This window comes from Streptomyces sp. NPDC051109 (assembly GCF_044455885.1).
Lineage (GTDB): Bacteria > Actinomycetota > Actinomycetes > Streptomycetales > Streptomycetaceae > Streptomyces.
Map to the genome: position 1 here is coordinate 57032 of NZ_JBITFF010000016.1, position 18695 is coordinate 75726.

The 18695-nt window shown below is 72.4% G+C and carries 18 protein-coding genes; 13 read left to right on the top strand and 5 right to left on the bottom strand.

What is annotated here, in order from left to right:
• The first annotated feature begins 23 nt into the window (after window positions 1-23).
• Together ACIBAD_RS26620 and ACIBAD_RS26625 are read left to right on the top strand one after the other, a co-directional pair.
• Entirely contained in the window at window positions 24-626 is a 603-nt protein-coding gene (locus ACIBAD_RS26620) for a TetR/AcrR family transcriptional regulator (protein WP_134073697.1), read from the top strand.
• 122 nt (window positions 627-748) lie between these two features.
• Window positions 749-2950 (top strand): MMPL family transporter, encoded by a 2202-nt coding sequence (locus ACIBAD_RS26625; RefSeq protein WP_134073699.1) that lies wholly within the window; start codon window positions 749-751, stop codon window positions 2948-2950.
• Between the two features lie 120 nt (window positions 2951-3070).
• Here the strand turns inward: ACIBAD_RS26625 and ACIBAD_RS26630 are convergent, their stop codons facing one another.
• Window positions 3071-3490 (bottom strand): SsgA family sporulation/cell division regulator, encoded by a 420-nt coding sequence (locus ACIBAD_RS26630; RefSeq protein WP_398908914.1) that lies wholly within the window; start codon window positions 3488-3490, stop codon window positions 3071-3073.
• A gap of 182 nt (window positions 3491-3672) precedes the next feature.
• Between ACIBAD_RS26630 and ACIBAD_RS26635 the strand changes: the two genes are divergently transcribed.
• Genes ACIBAD_RS26635 through ACIBAD_RS26650 form a run of 4 tightly spaced genes read left to right on the top strand, consistent with a single transcriptional unit; the run spans window position 3673 to window position 7477 of the window.
• On the top strand, window positions 3673-4740 hold the full coding sequence (locus tag ACIBAD_RS26635; protein ID WP_134073703.1) for an energy-coupling factor ABC transporter permease: 1068 nt from the start codon (window positions 3673-3675) through the stop codon (window positions 4738-4740).
• A gap of 1 nt (window position 4741) precedes the next feature.
• Complete coding sequence (gene cbiQ / locus ACIBAD_RS26640) at window positions 4742-5503, top strand: cobalt ECF transporter T component CbiQ (protein WP_134073705.1); 762 nt, start codon at window positions 4742-4744, stop codon at window positions 5501-5503.
• A complete protein-coding gene (locus ACIBAD_RS26645) occupies window positions 5491-6279 on the top strand; it encodes an energy-coupling factor ABC transporter ATP-binding protein (RefSeq protein ID WP_398908917.1) in 789 nt (262 codons plus the stop codon). Before cbiQ ends, ACIBAD_RS26645 begins: the two co-directional genes overlap by 13 nt.
• A 28-nt stretch (window positions 6280-6307) precedes the next feature.
• The gene (locus ACIBAD_RS26650; RefSeq protein WP_134073709.1) at window positions 6308-7477 is read left to right on the top strand and encodes a serine hydrolase domain-containing protein; all 1170 of its coding nucleotides are present in this window, start codon (window positions 6308-6310) and stop codon (window positions 7475-7477) included.
• A 78-nt stretch (window positions 7478-7555) separates the two neighbouring features.
• Here ACIBAD_RS26650 and ACIBAD_RS26655 read toward each other — a convergent pair whose 3' ends face one another.
• From ACIBAD_RS26655 to ACIBAD_RS26665, 3 genes are all read right to left on the bottom strand, one after another.
• Complete coding sequence (locus tag ACIBAD_RS26655; protein WP_134073711.1) at window positions 7556-9190, bottom strand: penicillin-binding transpeptidase domain-containing protein; 1635 nt, start codon at window positions 9188-9190, stop codon at window positions 7556-7558.
• A 120-nt stretch (window positions 9191-9310) separates the two neighbouring features.
• Window positions 9311-9517 (bottom strand): hypothetical protein, encoded by a 207-nt coding sequence (locus ACIBAD_RS26660; protein ID WP_398908920.1) that lies wholly within the window; start codon window positions 9515-9517, stop codon window positions 9311-9313.
• Between the two features lie 253 nt (window positions 9518-9770).
• Window positions 9771-10247 carry a hypothetical protein gene (locus ACIBAD_RS26665; protein WP_134073715.1) on the bottom strand — a complete coding sequence of 159 codons (477 nt, stop codon included), beginning with the start codon at window positions 10245-10247 and terminating at the stop codon, window positions 9771-9773.
• Between the two features lie 167 nt (window positions 10248-10414).
• On the opposite strand from ACIBAD_RS26665, the gene ACIBAD_RS26670 reads away from it, so the two are divergent.
• Window positions 10415-10573, top strand: coding sequence for a hypothetical protein (locus ACIBAD_RS26670; RefSeq protein ID WP_166682088.1), 159 nt, complete (start codon window positions 10415-10417; stop codon window positions 10571-10573).
• A gap of 116 nt (window positions 10574-10689) precedes the next feature.
• On the opposite strand, the gene ACIBAD_RS26675 is transcribed toward ACIBAD_RS26670, so the two are convergent.
• The gene (locus ACIBAD_RS26675; RefSeq protein ID WP_398908923.1) at window positions 10690-12486 is read right to left on the bottom strand and encodes a dolichyl-phosphate-mannose--protein mannosyltransferase; all 1797 of its coding nucleotides are present in this window, start codon (window positions 12484-12486) and stop codon (window positions 10690-10692) included.
• A gap of 263 nt (window positions 12487-12749) precedes the next feature.
• Between ACIBAD_RS26675 and rsmI the strand changes: the two genes are divergently transcribed.
• The 6 genes from rsmI (at window position 12750) to ACIBAD_RS26705 (ending at window position 18648) form a co-directional block, all read left to right on the top strand.
• The gene (gene rsmI / locus ACIBAD_RS26680; protein WP_208329111.1) at window positions 12750-13598 is read left to right on the top strand and encodes a 16S rRNA (cytidine(1402)-2'-O)-methyltransferase; all 849 of its coding nucleotides are present in this window, start codon (window positions 12750-12752) and stop codon (window positions 13596-13598) included.
• A 161-nt stretch (window positions 13599-13759) separates the two neighbouring features.
• Entirely contained in the window at window positions 13760-14260 is a 501-nt protein-coding gene (locus ACIBAD_RS26685) for a hypothetical protein (RefSeq protein WP_398908925.1), read from the top strand.
• A 94-nt stretch (window positions 14261-14354) separates the two neighbouring features.
• Entirely contained in the window at window positions 14355-15242 is an 888-nt protein-coding gene (locus ACIBAD_RS26690; protein WP_134073719.1) for a TatD family hydrolase, read from the top strand.
• Between the two features lie 171 nt (window positions 15243-15413).
• Window positions 15414-16835: a ubiquitin-like domain-containing protein gene (locus ACIBAD_RS26695; protein WP_398908927.1), complete on the top strand. Its 1422-nt coding sequence runs from the start codon at window positions 15414-15416 to the stop codon at window positions 16833-16835.
• A complete protein-coding gene (gene rsmA / locus ACIBAD_RS26700) occupies window positions 16832-17743 on the top strand; it encodes a 16S rRNA (adenine(1518)-N(6)/adenine(1519)-N(6))-dimethyltransferase RsmA (RefSeq protein ID WP_134073721.1) in 912 nt (303 codons plus the stop codon). Before ACIBAD_RS26695 ends, rsmA begins: the two co-directional genes overlap by 4 nt.
• Window positions 17740-18648, top strand: a complete 909-nt coding sequence (locus ACIBAD_RS26705; RefSeq protein WP_398908929.1) for a 4-(cytidine 5'-diphospho)-2-C-methyl-D-erythritol kinase — start codon at window positions 17740-17742, stop codon at window positions 18646-18648. Before rsmA ends, ACIBAD_RS26705 begins: the two co-directional genes overlap by 4 nt.
• Window positions 18649-18695: the final 47 nt, after the last annotated feature.

Genomic DNA, 18695 nt, shown 5'->3' on the forward strand with positions numbered 1-18695 from the left:
CGTTCGCAAGGGAGGTGCCGGAGATGTCCGAAGAAGTCTCGCCAGAGGTCTCGGCGCGGCGCAGCCGGATCACCCCCGAGCGGGAGGCCGAACTCCACGAGGCGGTCCTCGACCTCCTCCGCGAGGTCGGCTACGAGGCGCTGACCATGGACGCGGTCGCCGCCCGTACCAAGTCCAGCAAGGCCACCCTCTACCGCCAGTGGGGGAGCAAGCCCGAGCTGGTCGCCAGGGCCCTGCGGTGCACCCAGCCGACCTCCCTCCGGGAGATCGACACGGGCTCGCTGCGCGGCGACTTCCACCGCATGGTCGAGCTCTCCGACAACGCGCAGATGGCGAAGGACACCGCACTGCTGCGGGGCCTCGCCCATGCCGTCCACGAGAGCCCCGAACTGCACCAGGCACTGCGCAGGCTGCTCATGGAGCCGGAGATCTCCGGCCTCGACGAGATCCTGCGGCGCGGAGTGGAGCGGGGCGAGATCGCCCCGGACCGCCCCGCCGTCCGTTTCGTGCCGCACATGCTGATCGGCGCCTTCATCGCGTTGCCGCTGATGGAGGACCGATCCGTGGACCAGGCGTTCCTCGCCGACTTCATCGACTCCGTGGTCTTCCCCGCCCTCGGCGTCTGAGTCTTCTCCACTCGGAGTCGACTCTTCCTGCTGCTCCTGACACGCCGCTCTCGTCGTCGGGCCGGCTTTCCACGCCCTGATCCGTCCGGATCCACCACGACCTGAACGGGAGAACCGCCTCCGTGGCTACCTTCCTCTACCGACTCGGCAGGGGCGCCTTCCGGCGCCGCGGCCTCGTCGCCCTCCTGTGGGTGGCGCTGCTGTTCGCCGCCGGCTTCGGCGCGGCGACGGCGTCCGCACCGACCTCCGGATCGTTCTCGATACCCGGCACGGAGGCCCAGAAGGCCTTCGACGTGCTGGACAAGAAGTTCCCGGGCATGGCCGCCGACGGCGCCACCGCCCGCATCGTCGTCAAGGCGCCCGCGGGCTCCTCGGTCAACGACGAGAAGAACAAGACCGAGGTCGAGAAGATCGTCTCCGGCCTGAAGGACGGCCCGGGCAAGGCCCAGGTCGCCACGGTCGCCGACCCGTACCAGGCCCAGGCGGTGAGCCGGGACGGCTCCACCGCGTACGTGAGCGTCAAGTACACCGTCAGCGGCATGGAGTTGAAGGACGAGACGCGCGACGCGCTCAAGGAATCCGGTACCGCGGCCCAAGCCGCCGGGCTCACCGTCGAGATCGGCGGCGACGCCCTGATGACGGCCCCCGAGACCGGCTCCGGCGAGATCGTCGGCATCCTGATCGCGGCGATCGTGCTCGTCATCACCTTCGGCTCGCTGGTCGCGGCCGGGCTGCCGCTGCTGACCGCGATCATCGGCGTGGGCATCGGCGTCTCCTCCATCACCGCGCTCGCCAACGTGCTGGACCTCGGCACCACCACCTCCACCCTCGCGATGATGATCGGCCTCGCGGTCGGCATCGACTACGCGCTCTTCATCGTCTCCCGCTACCGCGTGGAGCTCGCCGAGGGCCGCGAGCGGGACGAGGCCGCGGGCCGGGCCGCCGGAACCGCCGGCTCCGCCGTCGTCTTCGCCGGCCTCACCGTGGTCATCGCCCTCGTGGGCCTGGCCGTCGTCAACATCCCGATGCTGACCAAGATGGGATTCGCGGCCGCGGGCACCGTGGTCATCGCCGTCCTCGTCGCGCTGACGCTGGTCCCGGCCATCCTGGGCTTCGCCGGCAAGAAGGTCCTGCCCGCCGGAAAGAAGAGCAGGCTGTTCGGCAAGGGCAAGCCGGCCGGCGCCGAGCCCAAGGCCAACGGCGGCACCCGCTGGGCCCGCTTCGTCCTGCGCCGCCCGGTCATGGTGCTGCTCGTCGGCGTGATCGGCCTCGGCGCCATCGCGATCCCGGCGAGCAAGCTGGAGATGGGCCTGCCGGACGACGGCGCCCAGCCGGTCTCCACCACCCAGCGCAAGGCGTACGACCTGCTGTCCGAGGGCTTCGGCCCGGGCTTCAACGGCCCGCTGATGGTGGTCGTCGACGGCGGCAAGAAGCTCGCCGACGAGACGGTCGACCGGATCAAGGGCCTGGAGGGCGTGGCCGCGGTCACCCCGCCGACCCCGAACCAGGACGGCGACGCCGCGGTGATCACGGTGATCCCGAAGGACCGCCCGTCCTCGGTGGAGACCGAGAACCTGGTCCACGAGATCCGCGACGGCAGCGGCGACGACGTCCTCGTCACCGGCGCGACCGCGATGAACATCGACTTCTCGCAGAAGATGAACGACGCGCTGCTGCCCTACCTGGCGCTCGTGGTCGGCCTCGCCTTCCTGCTGCTGATGCTGGTCTTCCGCTCGGTCCTGGTCCCGCTCAAGGCGGCCCTCGGCTTCCTGCTCTCGGTGGTCGCCGCCCTCGGTGCGGTCGTCGCGGTCTTCCAGTGGGGCTGGCTCGGCTCGCTCTTCGGAGTGGAACAGACCGGTCCGATCATGAGCATGATGCCGATCTTCATGGTGGGCGTCGTCTTCGGTCTGGCCATGGACTACGAGGTCTTCCTCGTCACCCGCATGCGTGAGGCGTACGTGCACGGCGAGCGCCCGGGCCAGGCCATCGTGACGGGGTTCCAGTACAGCGCGCGGGTGGTCGTGGCGGCCGCCGTCATCATGATCGCGGTGTTCTCGGGCTTCATCGGCGCCAGCGAGCAGATGATCAAGATGATCGGCTTCGGTCTCGCGATCGCGGTCCTCTTCGACGCCTTCGTCGTCCGCATGGCGATCGTCCCGGCGGTGCTCGCGCTGCTCGGCCACAAGGCCTGGTGGCTGCCGCGCTGGCTGGACCGGCTGCTGCCCAACGTGGACGTGGAGGGCGAGAGCCTGCGCAAGCACCTCGAAGGCTCCGCCGATTCCTCGGAGGGTCCGGACAAGGACCGCGAGCTGGTCAACGCCTGACCTGAGCCGGATCCGCATCCGCCCGGCCCCGCACCTGATCCAGGTGCGGGGCCGGGCCTGTTGTGCGCCGGTCCCGTTCCGGCCGGGTCCGATGCGGCCGGTCTGATGCGTTCGGGCCCGTTACGCCTGTCGGGTGACGGCGGCGTTCGTACGGCGCAGGAAGCGGCGCAGTGCGGCGATGTCGAACTGGATCACCGCGACGCCCTCGGGGGAGTGGAACTCGACGACCGCCTGGACGCGGCCGCAGGGCCAGACGCGTACGTCGCCGGTGCCGGTCGGCGCCTGCAGGCCTGCTTCGAGGAGAGCCCGGGGGAAGACCCACTCGTTGTCGGTGCCCTCGGGGGAGAGCCCCGCGGGGAAGACGATCCGTACGGCGAGCGGCTGCGCGGGGGCGAAGCGCAGGGCGACCGGGATCTTCCGGAAGAGCGGGTCGTCGCTGATCACGCGGGCGGTGACGCGGTCCTCGACGGCGGCGGCGACGGCTGTGGCGACGGCGGTGGCGGCTGCGGCCGCGGGGGGATCCTCGGCGGTGGCTGACACGACAAGACTCCTCGAATCGGAACATATGAGTCCGTATTGCCCCCAGCCTCGCACATTCCCACGAATCCGCGCGGGCGTATTTATGGTGCGGACGCTCTTGCCAACGGTTTGCAAGTGGGCACTATTCTTAAGCGGTTAAAGGTTTTGCCAGCTCAAAAGACCGCAGGAAGCGGAGCAGCCACATGCATGTGCCCGACGGCTTCATCGACGCCCCCGTCTCCATCGCCGCAGGTGTCGCCGCCGCGGGCGCGGTGGCCGTGAGCCTGCGCGGCGCCCGCCGAGAGCTCGACGAGCGGGCGGCGCCGCTGGCCGGGCTCGTCGCCGCGTTCATCTTCGCCGTCCAGATGCTGAACTTCCCGGTCGCCGCCGGCACCAGCGGACACCTGCTGGGCGGGGCGCTCGCCGCGATCCTCGTGGGCCCCTACACGGGTGTGCTGTGCGTGTCCGTGGTCCTGCTCATGCAGGGCGTCCTGTTCGCCGACGGCGGGCTGACCGCCCTCGGGGTCAACGTCGTGAACATGGCCGTCGTGACCGTGGTCGTCGCGTACGCCGTCTTCCGCGGGCTGCTGAAGCTCCTGCCCGACACCCGGCGCTCGGTCACCGTCGCGGCCTTCGCCGGAGCACTGCTCTCGGTGCCCGGCGCGGCCGTCATGTTCACCCTCCTGTACGCCCTCGGCGGGACCACCGACGTCCCGCTCGGCAAGGTGTTCACCGCCATGGTCGGCGTGCACGTGCTGATCGGCATCGGCGAGGCCGTCATCACCGCCGCGACCGTGGGCGCCGTACTGGCCGTACGGCCGGACCTGGTGCACGGCGCGCGCGGGCTGGCCGCGCCGCTGAAGCTGCGCGTCGGCGGCGAGCTGGTCGACGCGCCGGCGGCGGCCCCGGTCGCGGCGCCCGCCGCCGCCCGCTCCACGAAGCCCGTGTGGATCACCGGCCTGGCCACCGCCCTCGTCCTGGCCGGGTTCGTCTCCTTCTACGCCTCCACCAGCCCCGACGGCCTGGAGAAGGTCGCCGCCGACAAGGGCATCGACCAGAACGTGAAGGAGCACGCGACCGCCGACTCCCCGCTCGCCGACTACAGCGTCAAGGACGTCGGCGACGCCCGACTCTCCGGCGGCCTCGCCGGGGTCATCGGCGTGGGCGCGACCGTGGCCGTCGGCACCGGGATCTTCTGGACCGTACGCCGCCGGCGCGCGGAAGACCTGACGGCCGCCTCCGCCGCCTCGACCGCCTCCACGGCGGTCTGAGATGGGCGCGGGCCACGCCCACAAGCTCTACCGGCACGGGCACTCGCCGATCCACGCCCTGCCGCCGCACTGCAAGCTGGCCGCGGCCTTCGCCTTCGTCGTGGCCGTCGTCTCCACACCGCGCGAGGCGGTGTGGGCGTTCGGGCTCTACGCCGTCCTCATCGCGGCCGTCGCGGCCGCGGCCCGGATCCCGGCCGGCTTCCTGCTGCGGCGGCTGCTGATCGAGGTCCCCTTCGTGGCCTTCGCCGTGCTCATGCCGTTCGTGGCGCAGGGCGAGCGGGTGGAGGTGCTCGGCATGTCGTTGAGCGTCTCGGGCCTGTGGGGCGCCTGGAACGTCCTGGCCAAGGGCACGCTCGGGGTCGCCGCGTCCGTCCTGCTCGCCTCGACCACGGAGCTGCGGGCGCTGCTGCTCGGGCTCCAGCGGCTGAAGCTGCCGCCGCTGCTGGTGCAGATCGCCTCCTTCATGATCCGGTACGGCGACGTGATCACCGACGAGCTGCGGCGGATGTCGATCGCCCGGCGCTCGCGCGGGTTCGAGGCCAGCGGGATCCGGCACTGGGGGGTGCTGGCCAAGACCGCCGGAGCCCTGTTCATCCGCTCCTACGAGCGCGGCGAGCGGGTCCACCTCGCTATGGTCAGCCGCGGCTACGCCGGCTCGATGCCGGTGATCGACGAAGTCGTGGCCACGCGCGCCCAGTGGGCGTACGCGGCCGTACTCCCGGCGGCGGCGCTCGCCGTCTGTCTGATGGGATGGACCCTGTGACTCCCTCTCCCTCTCCCTCCCCCTCCGCCTCTCCTGCCTCCCTTGAGGTCTCCGGCCTCGCGTACGCCTATCCGGACGGGCACCAGGCCCTCTTCGGTGTGGACCTGTCCGTCGGACAGGGCGAGCGGGTGGCCCTGCTCGGCCCGAACGGCGCCGGCAAGACCACGCTGGTGCTGCACCTCAACGGCATCCTCGGCGGCGGCGTCGGCACCGTGACGGTGGCCGGGCTGCCGGTCGAGAAGCGGAACTTCGCCGAGATCCGGCGCCGGGTCGGCATCGTCTTCCAGGACCCGGACGACCAGCTGTTCATGCCGACCGTGCGGGAGGACGTGGCCTTCGGCCCGGCGGCCGCCGGCATGCGGGGCGCGGAACTTGAGGCGCGGGTCCGGGAGGCGCTGGCGCAGGTCGGCATGGAGGCCTTCGCGGACCGGCCGCCGCACCACCTGTCGTTCGGGCAGCGCCGCCGGGTCGCGGTGGCGACCGTGTTGGCCATGCGGCCGGAGATCCTGGTCCTGGACGAGCCCTCGTCCAACCTGGACCCGGCCTCGCGGCGCGAGCTCGCCGACATCCTGCGCTCGCTGGACGTGACGGTGCTGATGGTGACCCACGACCTGCCGTACGCGCTGGAGCTGTGCCCGCGGTCGGTGATCCTGAGCGAGGGGGTCATCGCGGCCGACGGGCGCACGCAGGACCTGCTGTGCGACGAGGAGCTGATGCGGGCGCACCGGCTGGAGCTGCCGTTCGGGTTCGACCCGCGCTCGGTGTCGGTGGCATAAGTCCCACCGGCTGGTTGTTGGACCGCTCGTGGAGATCCAGGGTGAGGTGACGGCGGGCTTCGAGGCCGTCCGGGACGCTTTCGTACGCAACTTCGAGGTGCTCGGGGACCGGGGCGCGGCGGTGGCCGTTTACCGGGACGGCCGCAAGGCCGTGGACCTGTGGGCGGGTCCGAAGGACGTGGACGGGGGCGCCGGCGGCGAGCCCTGGGCGGCCGGCACCGCGCAGGTGGTGCGCTCGGCCACCAAGGGCGTGGCCGCCGTCGTACCGCTGCTGCTGCACCAGCGCGGGCTGCTGGACCTGGACGCCCCGGTCGGGGCGTACTGGCCGGAGTTCAAGGCGGGCGGCAAGGAGCGGACACTGGTACGGGACCTGCTCGCGCACCGGGCGGCCGTGCCGGCGCTGGACGCTCCGCTGACCCCGGCGGAGGCCGTCGACGGGCTTTCGGGGGCGCGTGCGGTCGCCGGGCAGCCGGCCTTCTGGGAGCCGGGCTCCGCGCACGGCTACCACGCGCAGACGTACAGCTGGCTGCTGTCGGAGCTGGTGCTGCGGGTGACCGGGGCCTCGCTGGGCCAGTGGCTGGCGCAGGAGGTCACGGGCCCGCGGGGGCTGGAGTTCTGGATCGGCCTGCCGGCGGGGGAGACGGGGCGCGTGGGCCGGGTGGGGCCGGTGGAGCCGCCTTCGCAATCGGCGGGTGTACTCAAGACGCGTCCGCGGAGAAACGTTTCGGAAGCCTGGGCGGACCCGTCCTCGCTGACACGGCGGGCGTTCGCCGCGATCACCCCGCTGCCGGACGAGAACGCTCCGGAGTTCCGTGCGGCCGAACTCCCCGCTTCGGCGGGCATCGGCACGGCGCGCGGCTTGGCGGGCGTGTACGCGGCGCTGCTGGGCGACACGGAGGACGGGGCGGGGGTGTTCTCCCCCGAGACGCGCCGGCTGGCGGGCGCGGAGCTGTCGTCCGGGCCGGACCGGGTGCTGGTGGTCAACACGCGCTTCGGCCCGGGGTACATGCTGCACAGCCCGGCGTCGCCGCTGCTGTCGGCGGGGTCGTTCGGGCATCCGGGGCGCGGCGGGTCGCTGGGCTTCGCGGACCCGGAGACGGGCGTCGCCTTCGGCTACGTGACGAACGCCCACGCCCAGTCGGTCACCGCGGACCCCCGGGCCCAGTCCCTGCTGCGGGCCGTCCGCGCCTCGCTCTGACCGTCCGGGGGGATCCCAGGGGCCCCAGGGTCCCCAGGGTCCCCTGGGGCCCCGGCCGCGGCCGGGGCCCCCGGACCGTCAGGAGGCGTTCAGGACCGCCGCGACCAAGGGGCCCGCCGCGTCGCCGCCGTGGCCGCCGGCCTCGACCATCGCCGCCGCGGCCACGTCGCCGCTGTAGCCCGTGAACCAGCTGTCCGGGCTGCCCGCGCCGTCGACCTCCGCCGAGCCGGTCTTGGCTCCCTTGTCGGAGCCGCCCACCGAGCTCATCGCCTGCGCCGCCGTGCCGCTGGTCGCCGTCAGCTTCATCATCCGCACCAGCTGCTGCTGGACCGAGGGCTTCATCTGCCGCGCCGCCTGCGCGATCGGCCGACCGTCGAGCTCCGGCGAGACGAGCAGCGGCTGGTGGAAGCTCCCGCTGCGCGCGGTGGCCGTGAACGAGGCGACGTTCAGCGGGTTCATGGTGATCCGGCCCTGCCCGATGTACTCGGCGGCCGCCTCCGCGCCCTTCGCCTCCGGCACCTGGCCGTCCGTCGAGCGGATGCCCGTCTTCCAGTTGTCCAGCCCGAGGCCGAAGACCTCCCGGGCCTCCTTCGCGAGCGCGGCGTCGTCGTCGACGTCGTCGATCTGCTTGATGAAGGCGGTGTTGCAGGATTTGGCGAAGCTGGTCGCGAAGTTCGCGCCGGGCAGTTCGAAGTCGTTCAGGTTGTGGAAGGTGCGGCCGCCCCATACGGCGTCCTTGGTGCACTCCGCCGGCCGGTCCGCCGCCGCCTTGCCCCGGTCGATCAGCATCGCCGCCGTCACGACCTTCATCGTCGAGCCGGGTGCCCGCCGCCCCTCCATCGCCGCGTTGAAGCCGTCCTTGCGGTTGTTGGCGACGGCCAGGATGTGCCCGTTGCCCGTCTGGACGGCGACCACCGAGGACTCCGGGTACTTGGCGACCGCCTTCTCGGCCGCCGCCTGCACCTTCGCGTCCAGGTAGGTCTTCAGCGTGCTCGGCTCCCCCTCCACCAGTGTGAGCAGGGTCCGCTTCGGCGCGTCCTGCGCCGCCGGCTCGATCCACAGCTCGGCCCCGGTCTTGCCGCCCACCTTGCCGCCGTACGTCTGGCGCAGCTGGTCGAGGACGGGCCGCAGCGACGGGTACTTCTCGGCGCTGAGCTCCTCGCCGTTGCGGTCGACGGCCTTGACCGGCGGGGCCGCGGGCGCGCCCGCGCGCAGCTTCTCGTCCTTCTGCAGCTGCGGGTGGATCACCGAGGGCTGCCAGTCGACGAGCGGCTTCCCACTGGTCAGCCCGCGTACGACGGTCAGCTTGGACTCGTACGCGAGCGGCTTGGCGGCACCCCCGAAAGTGATCTCCGCGGCGACGGAGAACGGGATGGTCGTACCCGTCTGCGCCCCCGGAGTGATCACGGCCTTGGACACGTACGCCTTGGCCCGGTAGTCGGCCACGGCGGTCTGCGCGGCCTGCACGTTGTTCGTCAACTCGGCTGCCGCCCGCGCGTCCCCGGCCGCCCAAGCGGCGAAGAAGGCCTTCGCGGTCTGTGCGGCCTCCTTGTCGGTGACCGGCCCGCTGCCCTTCTCCGCCCGCACGGCGGTGTCGCCGTTCTTGCCGTCGTCGCCGCTGTCCCCGACCAGCGCGTACACCCCGTACCCGGCCCCGCCCACCATCGCGAGGAACACCCCGCCGACGATGGCCCCTTTCGCCGCCCCGTTCACGTAACTTCCTCCCCAGATCCCCGTATTCTCTGAACGCGTTCAAAGAACCTCTGGTGTGGACCTTACGCTGTGCCAACGGAGCGCGTACAGCTTGTTATGAGACCGGAACACCGTGGCCGGTCAGCTGACCGCCACCCTGGTCCCGTCGGGGAGCACGCACCAGTATCCGCTGTAGGGCTGGCTCGTGACCGTCCCACCCTGAGCCGTGCACTCCGGGGACGTGATGGTCGGGGATGTCGCCGCCTGGGCCGTCGCGGCACCAAGGGCGCTCATGCCGACGAGGGTTGCCGTGGCAAGAGCGAGGCCGAGCAGTCGTCGTATGCGCATGACGCACCACCTCTTCCTCTTTCCAGCATGGGCACCCGTCGACGAGCCCGCGAACGGTGGGCGGCCTCGTCGCGCACGCGGCTCGCGGACGCGGGTCGCGGACGAGCTTGCGGCGGTCCGCTGGCTCACACTGGACGAAGCCGAGGGCGTCATGAAGGAAGTTTGTGCCGTGCGCGTTGCGGAGGCCCTGGACGGTGAGGCGCCGCACGTCCGGTTTCATGGCGGAGTACGGCTCGCTGTCTGACGAACAGCTCTAACGACCCTCGTCGGGTGAGGACGGTGCTCGTGGTTTCACCGTCCAGACGAAGTAGCCGTCCTCCTCGACGTCCATTCCCCTTTGGTCTGGGCGGAGGGTGGGTCGAGCCGACAGGTTCGTTGCGTGGGCCAGGTGCGATGTGTCGGAAACGTATGCAGGTTCCGGGCCGGGCTCTTCTCCGTCCTCCTCTGCTGATGCCAGCGCCCAGAGCCGCTTGAAGAACACGAACTCCTGGGCTGGATCGACGTCCTTATCGAAAGATGCCAGCCCCAAGATGACATTCTTCAGGTGATCTCGTCGCTGTTTATGTGGCTCTGTCATGATTCGATGCACGGTCGTTTGCGACAGATTGCACCGCTGGCCGATCTCCGAGAGGGAAGGATCGCCGCAGCGCCGGCGGAGCCAGCGAAGCGCACGGCGAAGGTCTTCCCGCGCTTTCGTGCCCGTCACGCTTCGGGTGGGTGGAATGTCCACGCAGCTCTCTCCTCCCGGGAACACGCCAGACCTCTTCCCGGATCGTTTCAGGTTTGTCCGCCACCGAGGCGGAGTTCGCCCGAACCCAAGTCACCTCGCCCGCGGCGTGGGGGCTCGCCCGAAGGTGGGCACGGCGCGGATCCTCCGTGCCATTGAGGAGCGAGCTCATGTTGAGGACAGCCCCCGCCTGGGTGCGACAGCGTTCGGCGATGATCGGGGGCAAGATCCAGGGGGCGCAGCGTGTGCTGTTCAAAGGGATCGCGTACGGCGCCGGAACAGCCCTCGGGGGTTATCTGATGTCGGAGGTGATCGGTTGCTGGAAGTAGCCGACTGCCTGGGACGTCTGTGGGCCGTCAAGGGGTGGCCCACGACGGTCGGCCACCACCGACAACGACGACGGCGGGCCCGGCACCATCAGGTGCCGGGCCCGCCGTCGTCGCTGCTAGACCCAGCTGTCCAGCCACATGCGGCCGCGCCAGGAGTCCATCGGGAGCGTCTGGCCCGTGTAGATCGGCCAGAAGTAGATGAAGTTCCAGACGATCAGGAGGACCAGTACGCCCGCCGCGATCGCGCCCAGCGCGCGCCTGCGCTCCGTCGAGCCCGACGGGCCCAGCAGGGCGCCGATCATCATCGCCACCGCCAGACACAGGTACGGGACGAAGACCACCGCGTAGAAGAAGAAGATGGTCCGCTCCTGGTAGTTGAACCAGGGCAGCAGGCCCGCACCCAGCGCGCACGCGATCGCGCCCGCCCGCCAGTCGCGGCGGAAGAACCACCGCCACAGCACGTACAGCAGCGCGAAGCAGCCCGCCCACCACAGCAGCGGCGTGCCCAGGGCCAGCACCTCGCGGGCGCACTTGCCCGCTTCCGTCGCCGGGCAGCCGTCCGTCCCCGGTTCGGGGGACTCGTAGAAATAGGAGACGGGACGGCCCAGGACCAGCCAGCTCCACGGGTTGGACTCGTACGTGTGCCCGGAGGTCAGGCCGACGTGGAACTTGTAGACCTCGGTCTCGTAGTGCCACAGGCTGCGCAGCCACTCCGGCAGGAACGACAGCGAACTGCCCTGGTCGTTCTTGGCCGCCCAGTCGCGGAAGTAGCCGCCCTTGCCGTTGTCGGGGGACAGGATCCAGCCGGTCCACGAGCCCAGGTACACCGCGACCGCCACCGGCACCGTCGACAGGAAGCCCGGCAGCGCGTCGCGGCGCAGCATCGCCGCGGACGGGGCGCCCGCACCGGCGGTGCGGCGCGCGGCCGCGTCCCACAGGACGGTCAGCACGCCGAAGAACGCCAGCACGATCAGGCCGTTCCACTTCGTCCCGAACGCCAGGCCCAGGCAGACGCCCGCCAGGATCCGGTACGGGCGCCAGCCCAGGCGCAGCGTCTCGGCGACGGTGGCGTCCGGGCGGGTGCGCCCCTCCTCGTCCACCGGGAGCGCGTCGGCGAGTCTGGCCCGCGCCCGGTCCCGGTCGATCAGCAGCGCCCCGAAGGCGGCCAGCACGAAGAACATCAGGACCAGGTCGAGGAGGGCCGTCCGGCTCATCACCAGGTGCAGGCCGTCCACCGCGAGCAGCGCGCCCGCCAGGCAGCCCAGGAAGGTGGAGCGGAAGAGGCGGCGCCCGATCCGGCACAGCATCAGCACCGACAGCGTGCCGAGCACGGCCGTCATGAACCGCCAGCCGAACGGGGTGAAGCCGAACATCCACTCGCCGAGCCCGATGACCCACTTGCCGACCGGCGGGTGCACGACGTACCCGGGGTCCAACGGGAGGGCGACCCCGTCGGGGTTGGCGAGGATCGACTTGTCGATGTCCTTGGGCCAGCTCGCCTCGTAGCCCTGCCGGATCGTGGCCCAGGCGTCCTTGGCGTAGTACGTCTCGTCGAATATCACCGCCTTCGGGCTGCCCAGGTGCACGAAGCGCAGCACCCCGGCCACCAGCGCCACCAGCACCGGCCCCGCCCAGGCCAGCACGCGCTGCCAGGTGCCCGCCGCGGAGAGCGGGATGCCGAGCGCCGTCCACAGCTGCACCGAGGGCCGGGCGTACGGGGGCACCAGGCGGGCGCGGACGTCCGGGCTCGGGGCGTCCGCGCGCCCGAGGCCCGGGCGCCGGGCGTGGGCGGGCGGCGCGTAGCCGAAGCTGCGCAGGCGGCGCAGCCAGGTGGACGGCTGGTCTACGCGCCCCGCCGTCGGGGCGGGCGGGGCCCCCGCGGGGCTGGGCGGCGGCGTCGCGGTACTGGTCACCGGGTCATCGTAGGGAACGCACCTGTGCGAACCCCAGCGCCGGGGACCGTCGATGCGTGTGCCGGGTGGGACGGACGACGTGTTTGCCGGTGGGACGGATGACGTCTGCCGGGTGGGAGGGCTGAGAGGATGGGCCGGTGACGACTGACCAGCCCACCGGCTCCGAAACCCCCGCTTCCGCCTCCGCCGCGGCCTCTTCTCAGGAAGGTTCCGCAGGTTCCGCAGGTTCCGCGGGTGCCGCAGGCGCGGCGGGCTCCGCGGGCGTGCTCGTGCTCGCCGGCACCCCGATCGGCGACCTCGCCGACGCCCCGCCGCGGCTCGCGGCCGAGCTGGAGCGGGCAGACGTGGTCGCCGCCGAGGACACCCGCCGGCTGCGCCGGCTGACCCAGGGGCTCGGCGTGCACACCACCGGGCGCGTCGTCTCGTACTTCGAGGGCAACGAATCGGCGCGCACCCCGGAGCTGGTCGAGGCGCTGGAGCAGGGCAAGCGGGTGCTGCTGGTGACCGACGCCGGCATGCCGTCCGTCTCCGACCCCGGCTACCGGCTGGTCGCCGCCTCCGTCGAGAAGGACATCAAGGTCACCGCCGTGCCCGGGCCGTCCGCGGTGCTCACCGCGCTCGCCCTGTCGGGACTGCCGGTGGACCGCTTCTGCTTCGAGGGGTTCCTGCCGCGCAAGGCGGGCGAGCGCCTCGCCCGGCTCCGCGAGGTCGAGGGCGAGCGCCGCACGCTCGTCTACTTCGAGGCCCCGCACCGGCTCGACGACGCCCTCGCCGCGATGGCCGAGGTCTTCGGCGCCGACCGGCGGGCCGCGGTGTGCCGCGAGCTGACCAAGACGTACGAGGAGGTCAAGCGCGGCGGGCTCGGCGAGCTGGCGGCCTGGGCCGCCGAGGGCGTGCGCGGCGAGATCACCGTCGTCGTGGAGGGCGCACCCGCGGCCCGGCCCGGCGACGTGGACGCCGAGGAGCTGGTGCGCAGGGTGCGTGTGCGCGAGGAGGCCGGGGAGCGGCGAAAAGAAGCCATCGCGGCGGTCGCGGCCGAGGCGGGAGTACCCAAGCGGGAGGTCTTCGACGCGGTCGTGGCGGCAAAGAATGCGGCTCAAAAGATGCTGTAAGACGGTAAAGAGCTAACCTGAAAAGCAAAGCTCAGACCGCGCACCGGGCGTCTTGGGGCATGAGTCGCCCAAAGACGGTCCAACAGTAGACAGGGCCTGATGCGCTCCCGCCCGAAGAGGCGTCCACTGGCAATGGCACCAGTGGAACAAGAGGAGCTGGCATGAGTGAGATCGCAGACACCTCGGTACCCGTACCCGCGCCCGCAGTGGCCGCACCCGTCTCCGTGCCGAGGCCTGGTGTGCACACCGTGCACGAGGCGTACTCCTTCGCGTGCATGAAGTGCGGCTACGCCTGGGAGCAGGGCTACGAGATCGAGCACCACGTCGACGGCCAGGGCCAGCCCTTCATCATCTACACCGTCCAGGGCGAGCGGGTCCCTTCCCCGCTGTCGAACCCGACCTGCCACAACTGCGGCGGGCACGTGGTGCGGATCATGCGCGAAGGCCAGGTGTCCTCGGTGCTCGGCACGATCGACAAGCTCTACCACCACCGCATCTCGCCCGGGATCGCCGGCCCGGTGCCGGCCGGCGCGAACGTCCCGCGGGCCCCGAAGCAGCGCAAGGCCCCGCTGCACGACGCCCCCGGGCCCGTCCCGGCGGACGGGGCCGGGGAGCGCGGGGGCCTGTTCTCCCGGCTCCTGAGGCTCTTCCGCCGGTCATGAGCACCCGGTCATGAGGGCCCGGTCATGAGGACCCGGTCATGAGGGCCCGGTCATGAGGGCCCGGTCATGAGGACCCGGTCATAAGATCGGCCCCATGAGCACTGCCGCCAAGGACGCCTCCAAGGACACCCCGCCACCGCTGCCGGAACCCCTCCGGGTGGCGGTGGCGGACTCCCACACCCACCTGGACATGCAGCGGGGCACCGTCGAGGAGGGCCTCGCCAAGGCCGCCTCGGTCGGCGTGACCACCGTCGTGCAGGTCGGCTGCGACGTGAAGGGGTCCCGCTGGGCGGCCGAGACCGCCGCCGCCCACGACAACGTCCACGCGGCCGTGGCCCTTCACCCGAACGAAGCGCCCCGCATCGTGCTGGGGGATCCCGACGGATGGTCCCGGCAGGGGGCGCGGGCCGGCGGCGGCGAAGCCGCGCTCGACGAGGCGCTGGCCGAGATCGAGGAGCTCGCGAAGCTCGCGCACGTCAAGGCCGTCGGCGAGACCGGGCTGGACTATTTCCGCACCGGGCCCGACGGAATGGCCGCGCAGGAGCGTTCCTTCCGCGCCCACATCGAGATCGCGAAGCGGCAGGGCAAGGCCCTGGTCATCCACGACCGCGAGGCCCACGCCGACGTCCTGCGCATCCTGCGCGAGGAGGGCGCGCCCGAGCGCACCGTCTTCCACTGCTACTCCGGAGACGCCGAGATGGCGCGCGAGTGCGCCGCCGCCGGGTACTACATGTCGTTCGCCGGCACCGTGACGTTCAAGAACGCCACGCCGCTGCGCGAGGCCCTCGCCGCGGCCCCGCTTGAGCTGGTGCTCGTCGAGACCGACGCCCCGTACCTCACCCCGGCGCCGTACCGCGGACGGCCCAACGCGCCGTACCTCATTCCGCTGACCGTACGGGCGATGGCGGCCGTGCGGGGGATCGGCGAGGACGCGATGGCCACCGCCCTGGCGGCGAACACGGCCCGCGCCTTCGACTACTAGGGGGTGTTTTGCCGCCGCGAGCCCGGCATGACCGGCCAGACACCCCCCAGGGCCGTCGGCCCGACCCGCGAGGCCCGACACGCAGGGTAGTCATACGACTTTTGCGAGTGACGGACGTCCGCTAGGGTGCCGTGCCCGAACCGATGGGGCCGGACCAGTGGAGCGAGCGTCGTGAGCGAGAGTCCTTTCACCGGGGTGTACGGGAACGAGGCCGTCGTCCCGGATCCCGAGCCCGCCGTCGTGCCCGCCCCGCGCACGGGGGACCGGCGGGCCGCCCGGCGCCGCAGGAGCGCCGAGGCCGCCGCCGTGCTCCCGGCCCCGACCGGACGGCGCCGCGCGCCCGCCGGGGCCACGGACCTCGCGGCGCCCGCCGGCCCCGGACCGGGAGCGGGCCCCGGCACGGGCCGCCGCCGCAGCCCGGACCCCGGCCCCTCCGCCCCCTTCACCACCGCCCCCACGGGGCGGCGCCGCCGCAGCGCCCCCGCCGCAACGGCCGCGGGCCGCGACAGCTGGCGGCGGATCGTCCCGCAGGCCCTGGTCGTCGCCTTCCTGGCCGGCGGCACCACGGCGTTCGTCGCCGCCGACAAGTCCGTACGGCTCACCGTGGACGGAGAGCCCCGGACCCTGCACACCTTCGCCGACGACGTCGGCGAACTCCTCGCCGCCGAGGGCCTCGGCGTCGGCCCCCACGACCTCGTGGCCCCCGCCCGCACCGAGGCCCTCGGTGACGGCGACGAGATCGTCGTCCGCTACGGCCGCCCCCTGCGCCTGACCCTCGACGGACAGCGCCGCCAGGTGTGGACCACCGCCGGCACCGTCGAGGGGGCGCTGCGCCAGTTCGGCGTCCGCGTCGAGGGCGCCTACCTCTCCGCCCCCCGCACCGCCCCCGTGCCCCGGGCCGGGCTCACCCTTTCCGTCCGCACCGAACGCAGCGTGACGTTCATGGCGGACGGCCGCGAGAGCACCATCCGCACCAACGCCGCCACCGTCCAGGAGGCCCTCGGCCAGGCCGGGATCACCCTCCAGGGCCAGGACACCACCTCGGTCCCGCCCGCCTCCTTCCCGCGCGACGGCCAGACCGTCACCGTGCTCCGCATCACCGGCACCCGCGAGGTCCGCGAGGAGCGCATCCCGTACGAGATCGAGACGACCGAGGACGACGGCCTGTTCGCCGGCACCGAAGTCGTCGAGCGGGCCGGCCGGCCCGGAGCGCGCCGGGTCACGTACGTGCTGCGCACGGTCAACGGGGTCCAGCAGAAGCCCCGCATGGTCGCCGAGGAGACCGTCCGCGAGCCCGTCACCCAGCTCGTCAAGGTCGGCACGAGGCCGCTGCCGGCCTCCGTGGCCGGGGCCGACGGCCTCGACTGGGCGGCTCTGGCCCAGTGCGAGTCAGGCGGCCGTCCCTCGGCCACCGACGCCTCGGGCACGTACGGCGGCCTGTACCAGTTCGACGTCCGCACGTGGCAGAGCCTCGGCGGCTCCGGCCGCCCCCAGGACGCCCCGGGCCAGGAACAGACGTACCGGGCGAAGAAGCTCTACGTACAACGGGGCGCGACTCCGTGGCCCCACTGCGGCCGTAGGCTTTACCGGTGAGCACCGCAGAGCAGCAGCCCGAAAGCACGACCGGCACGACCTCCGACGCCCTCCTCGGGCCGGCGGACATCCGTGAGCTGGCCGCCGTACTCGGCGTACGGCCGACGAAGCAGAAGGGCCAGAACTTCGTCATCGACGCCAACACGGTGCGCCGCATCGTGCGCACCGCCGAAGTGCGGCCCGACGACGTCGTCGTCGAGGTCGGGCCGGGGCTGGGGTCGCTGACGCTCGCGCTGCTGGAGGCCGCCGACCGGGTCACCGCCGTGGAGATCGACGACGTCCTGGCCGCGGCGCTGCCCGCCACCATCGAGGCGCGGATGCCGGAGCGCAAGGACCGCTTCGCACTGGTGCACTCCGACGCGATGCTGGTGGAGGAGCTGCCCGGGCCGGCGCCGACCGCGCTCGTCGCGAACCTGCCGTACAACGTGGCCGTGCCGGTGCTGCTGACCATGCTGGACCGGTTCCCGACCATCGAGCGCACGCTGGTGATGGTGCAGGCGGAGGTCGCCGACCGGCTGGCCGCCAAGCCGGGCAACAAGGTGTACGGGGTGCCGTCGGTCAAGGCGAACTGGTACGCGGACGTGAAGCGGGCGGGGTCCATCGGCCGCAACGTGTTCTGGCCCGCGCCGAACGTGGACTCGGGCCTGGTCTCGCTGGTGCGGCGGGCCGAGCCGATCAAGACGACCGCCTCGAAGGCGGAGGTCTTCGCCGTCGTCGACGCCGCCTTCGCGCAGCGCCGCAAGACGCTGCGCGCCGCACTGGCCGGCTGGGCCGGCTCGGCGGCGCGCGCCGAGCAGGCGCTGGTCGCCGCCGGGGTGTCCCCGCAGGCGCGCGGGGAGTCCCTGACGGTGGAGGAGTTCGCGGCGATCGCCGAGCACAAGCCCGCCGCCGAGAGGCCCGCGCTGTGAGCAAGCCGAAGAGCGTGACCGTACGGGTCCCCGCAAAGGTCAACGTGCAGCTCGCCGTGGGCGCGGCCCGGGCGGACGGGTTCCACGACCTGGCCAACGTCTTCCTCGCGGTGTCGCTGTACGACGAGGTGACGGTCACTCCGGCCGACACCCTCACCGTCACCTGCGCCGGTCCGGACGCGGACCAGGTCCCGCTGGACCGTACGAACCTGGCGGCGCGGGCGGCGGAGGTCCTCGCGGCCCGCCACGGCCTCTCCGACGCCGTGCACCTCCACATCGCGAAGAACATCCCGGTGGCCGGCGGCATGGCGGGCGGCAGCGCCGACGGCGCCGGCGCCCTGCTGGCCTGCGACGCACTGTGGGGCCTGGGCACTCCGCGCGCCGAGCTCCTGAAGATGTGCGCGGAACTCGGCAGCGACGTGCCGTTCAGCCTGGTCGGCGGGGCCGCTCTCGGCACCGGGCGCGGGGAGCTCCTCACCCCGGTCGAGGCGGGCACCTTCCACTGGGTGTTCGCGGTCGCCGACGGCGGCCTGTCGACTCCGGCGGTGTTCCGCGAGTTCGACCGCCTGGCCGAGGGTCGGACCGTGCCGGTCCCGGAGGCCTCGCCGGCGCTGCTCGCCGCCCTCGCCTCGGGGGACCCGGACGCCCTCGGCGCGACCCTGGCCAACGACCTGCAGCCGGCGGCGCTGTCGCTGCGCCCGCAGCTGGCCGCGACGCTGGAGGCGGGCACCTCCGCCGGAGCGCTGGCGGCGCTGGTCTCCGGCTCCGGTCCGACGACGGCTTTCCTGGTCCGCGACCCGGAGTCCGCGCTCAAGGTGGCCGCGGCCCTCGAAGCCTCCGGCACCTGCCGCACGACCCGTACGGCCACCAGCCCGGCACCGGGGGCCACGGTCCTTCCGTCCTGACGTCCCCCGGTACCCAGGGCGAAGTGAGTATCCGCGCTCTGTTCCCG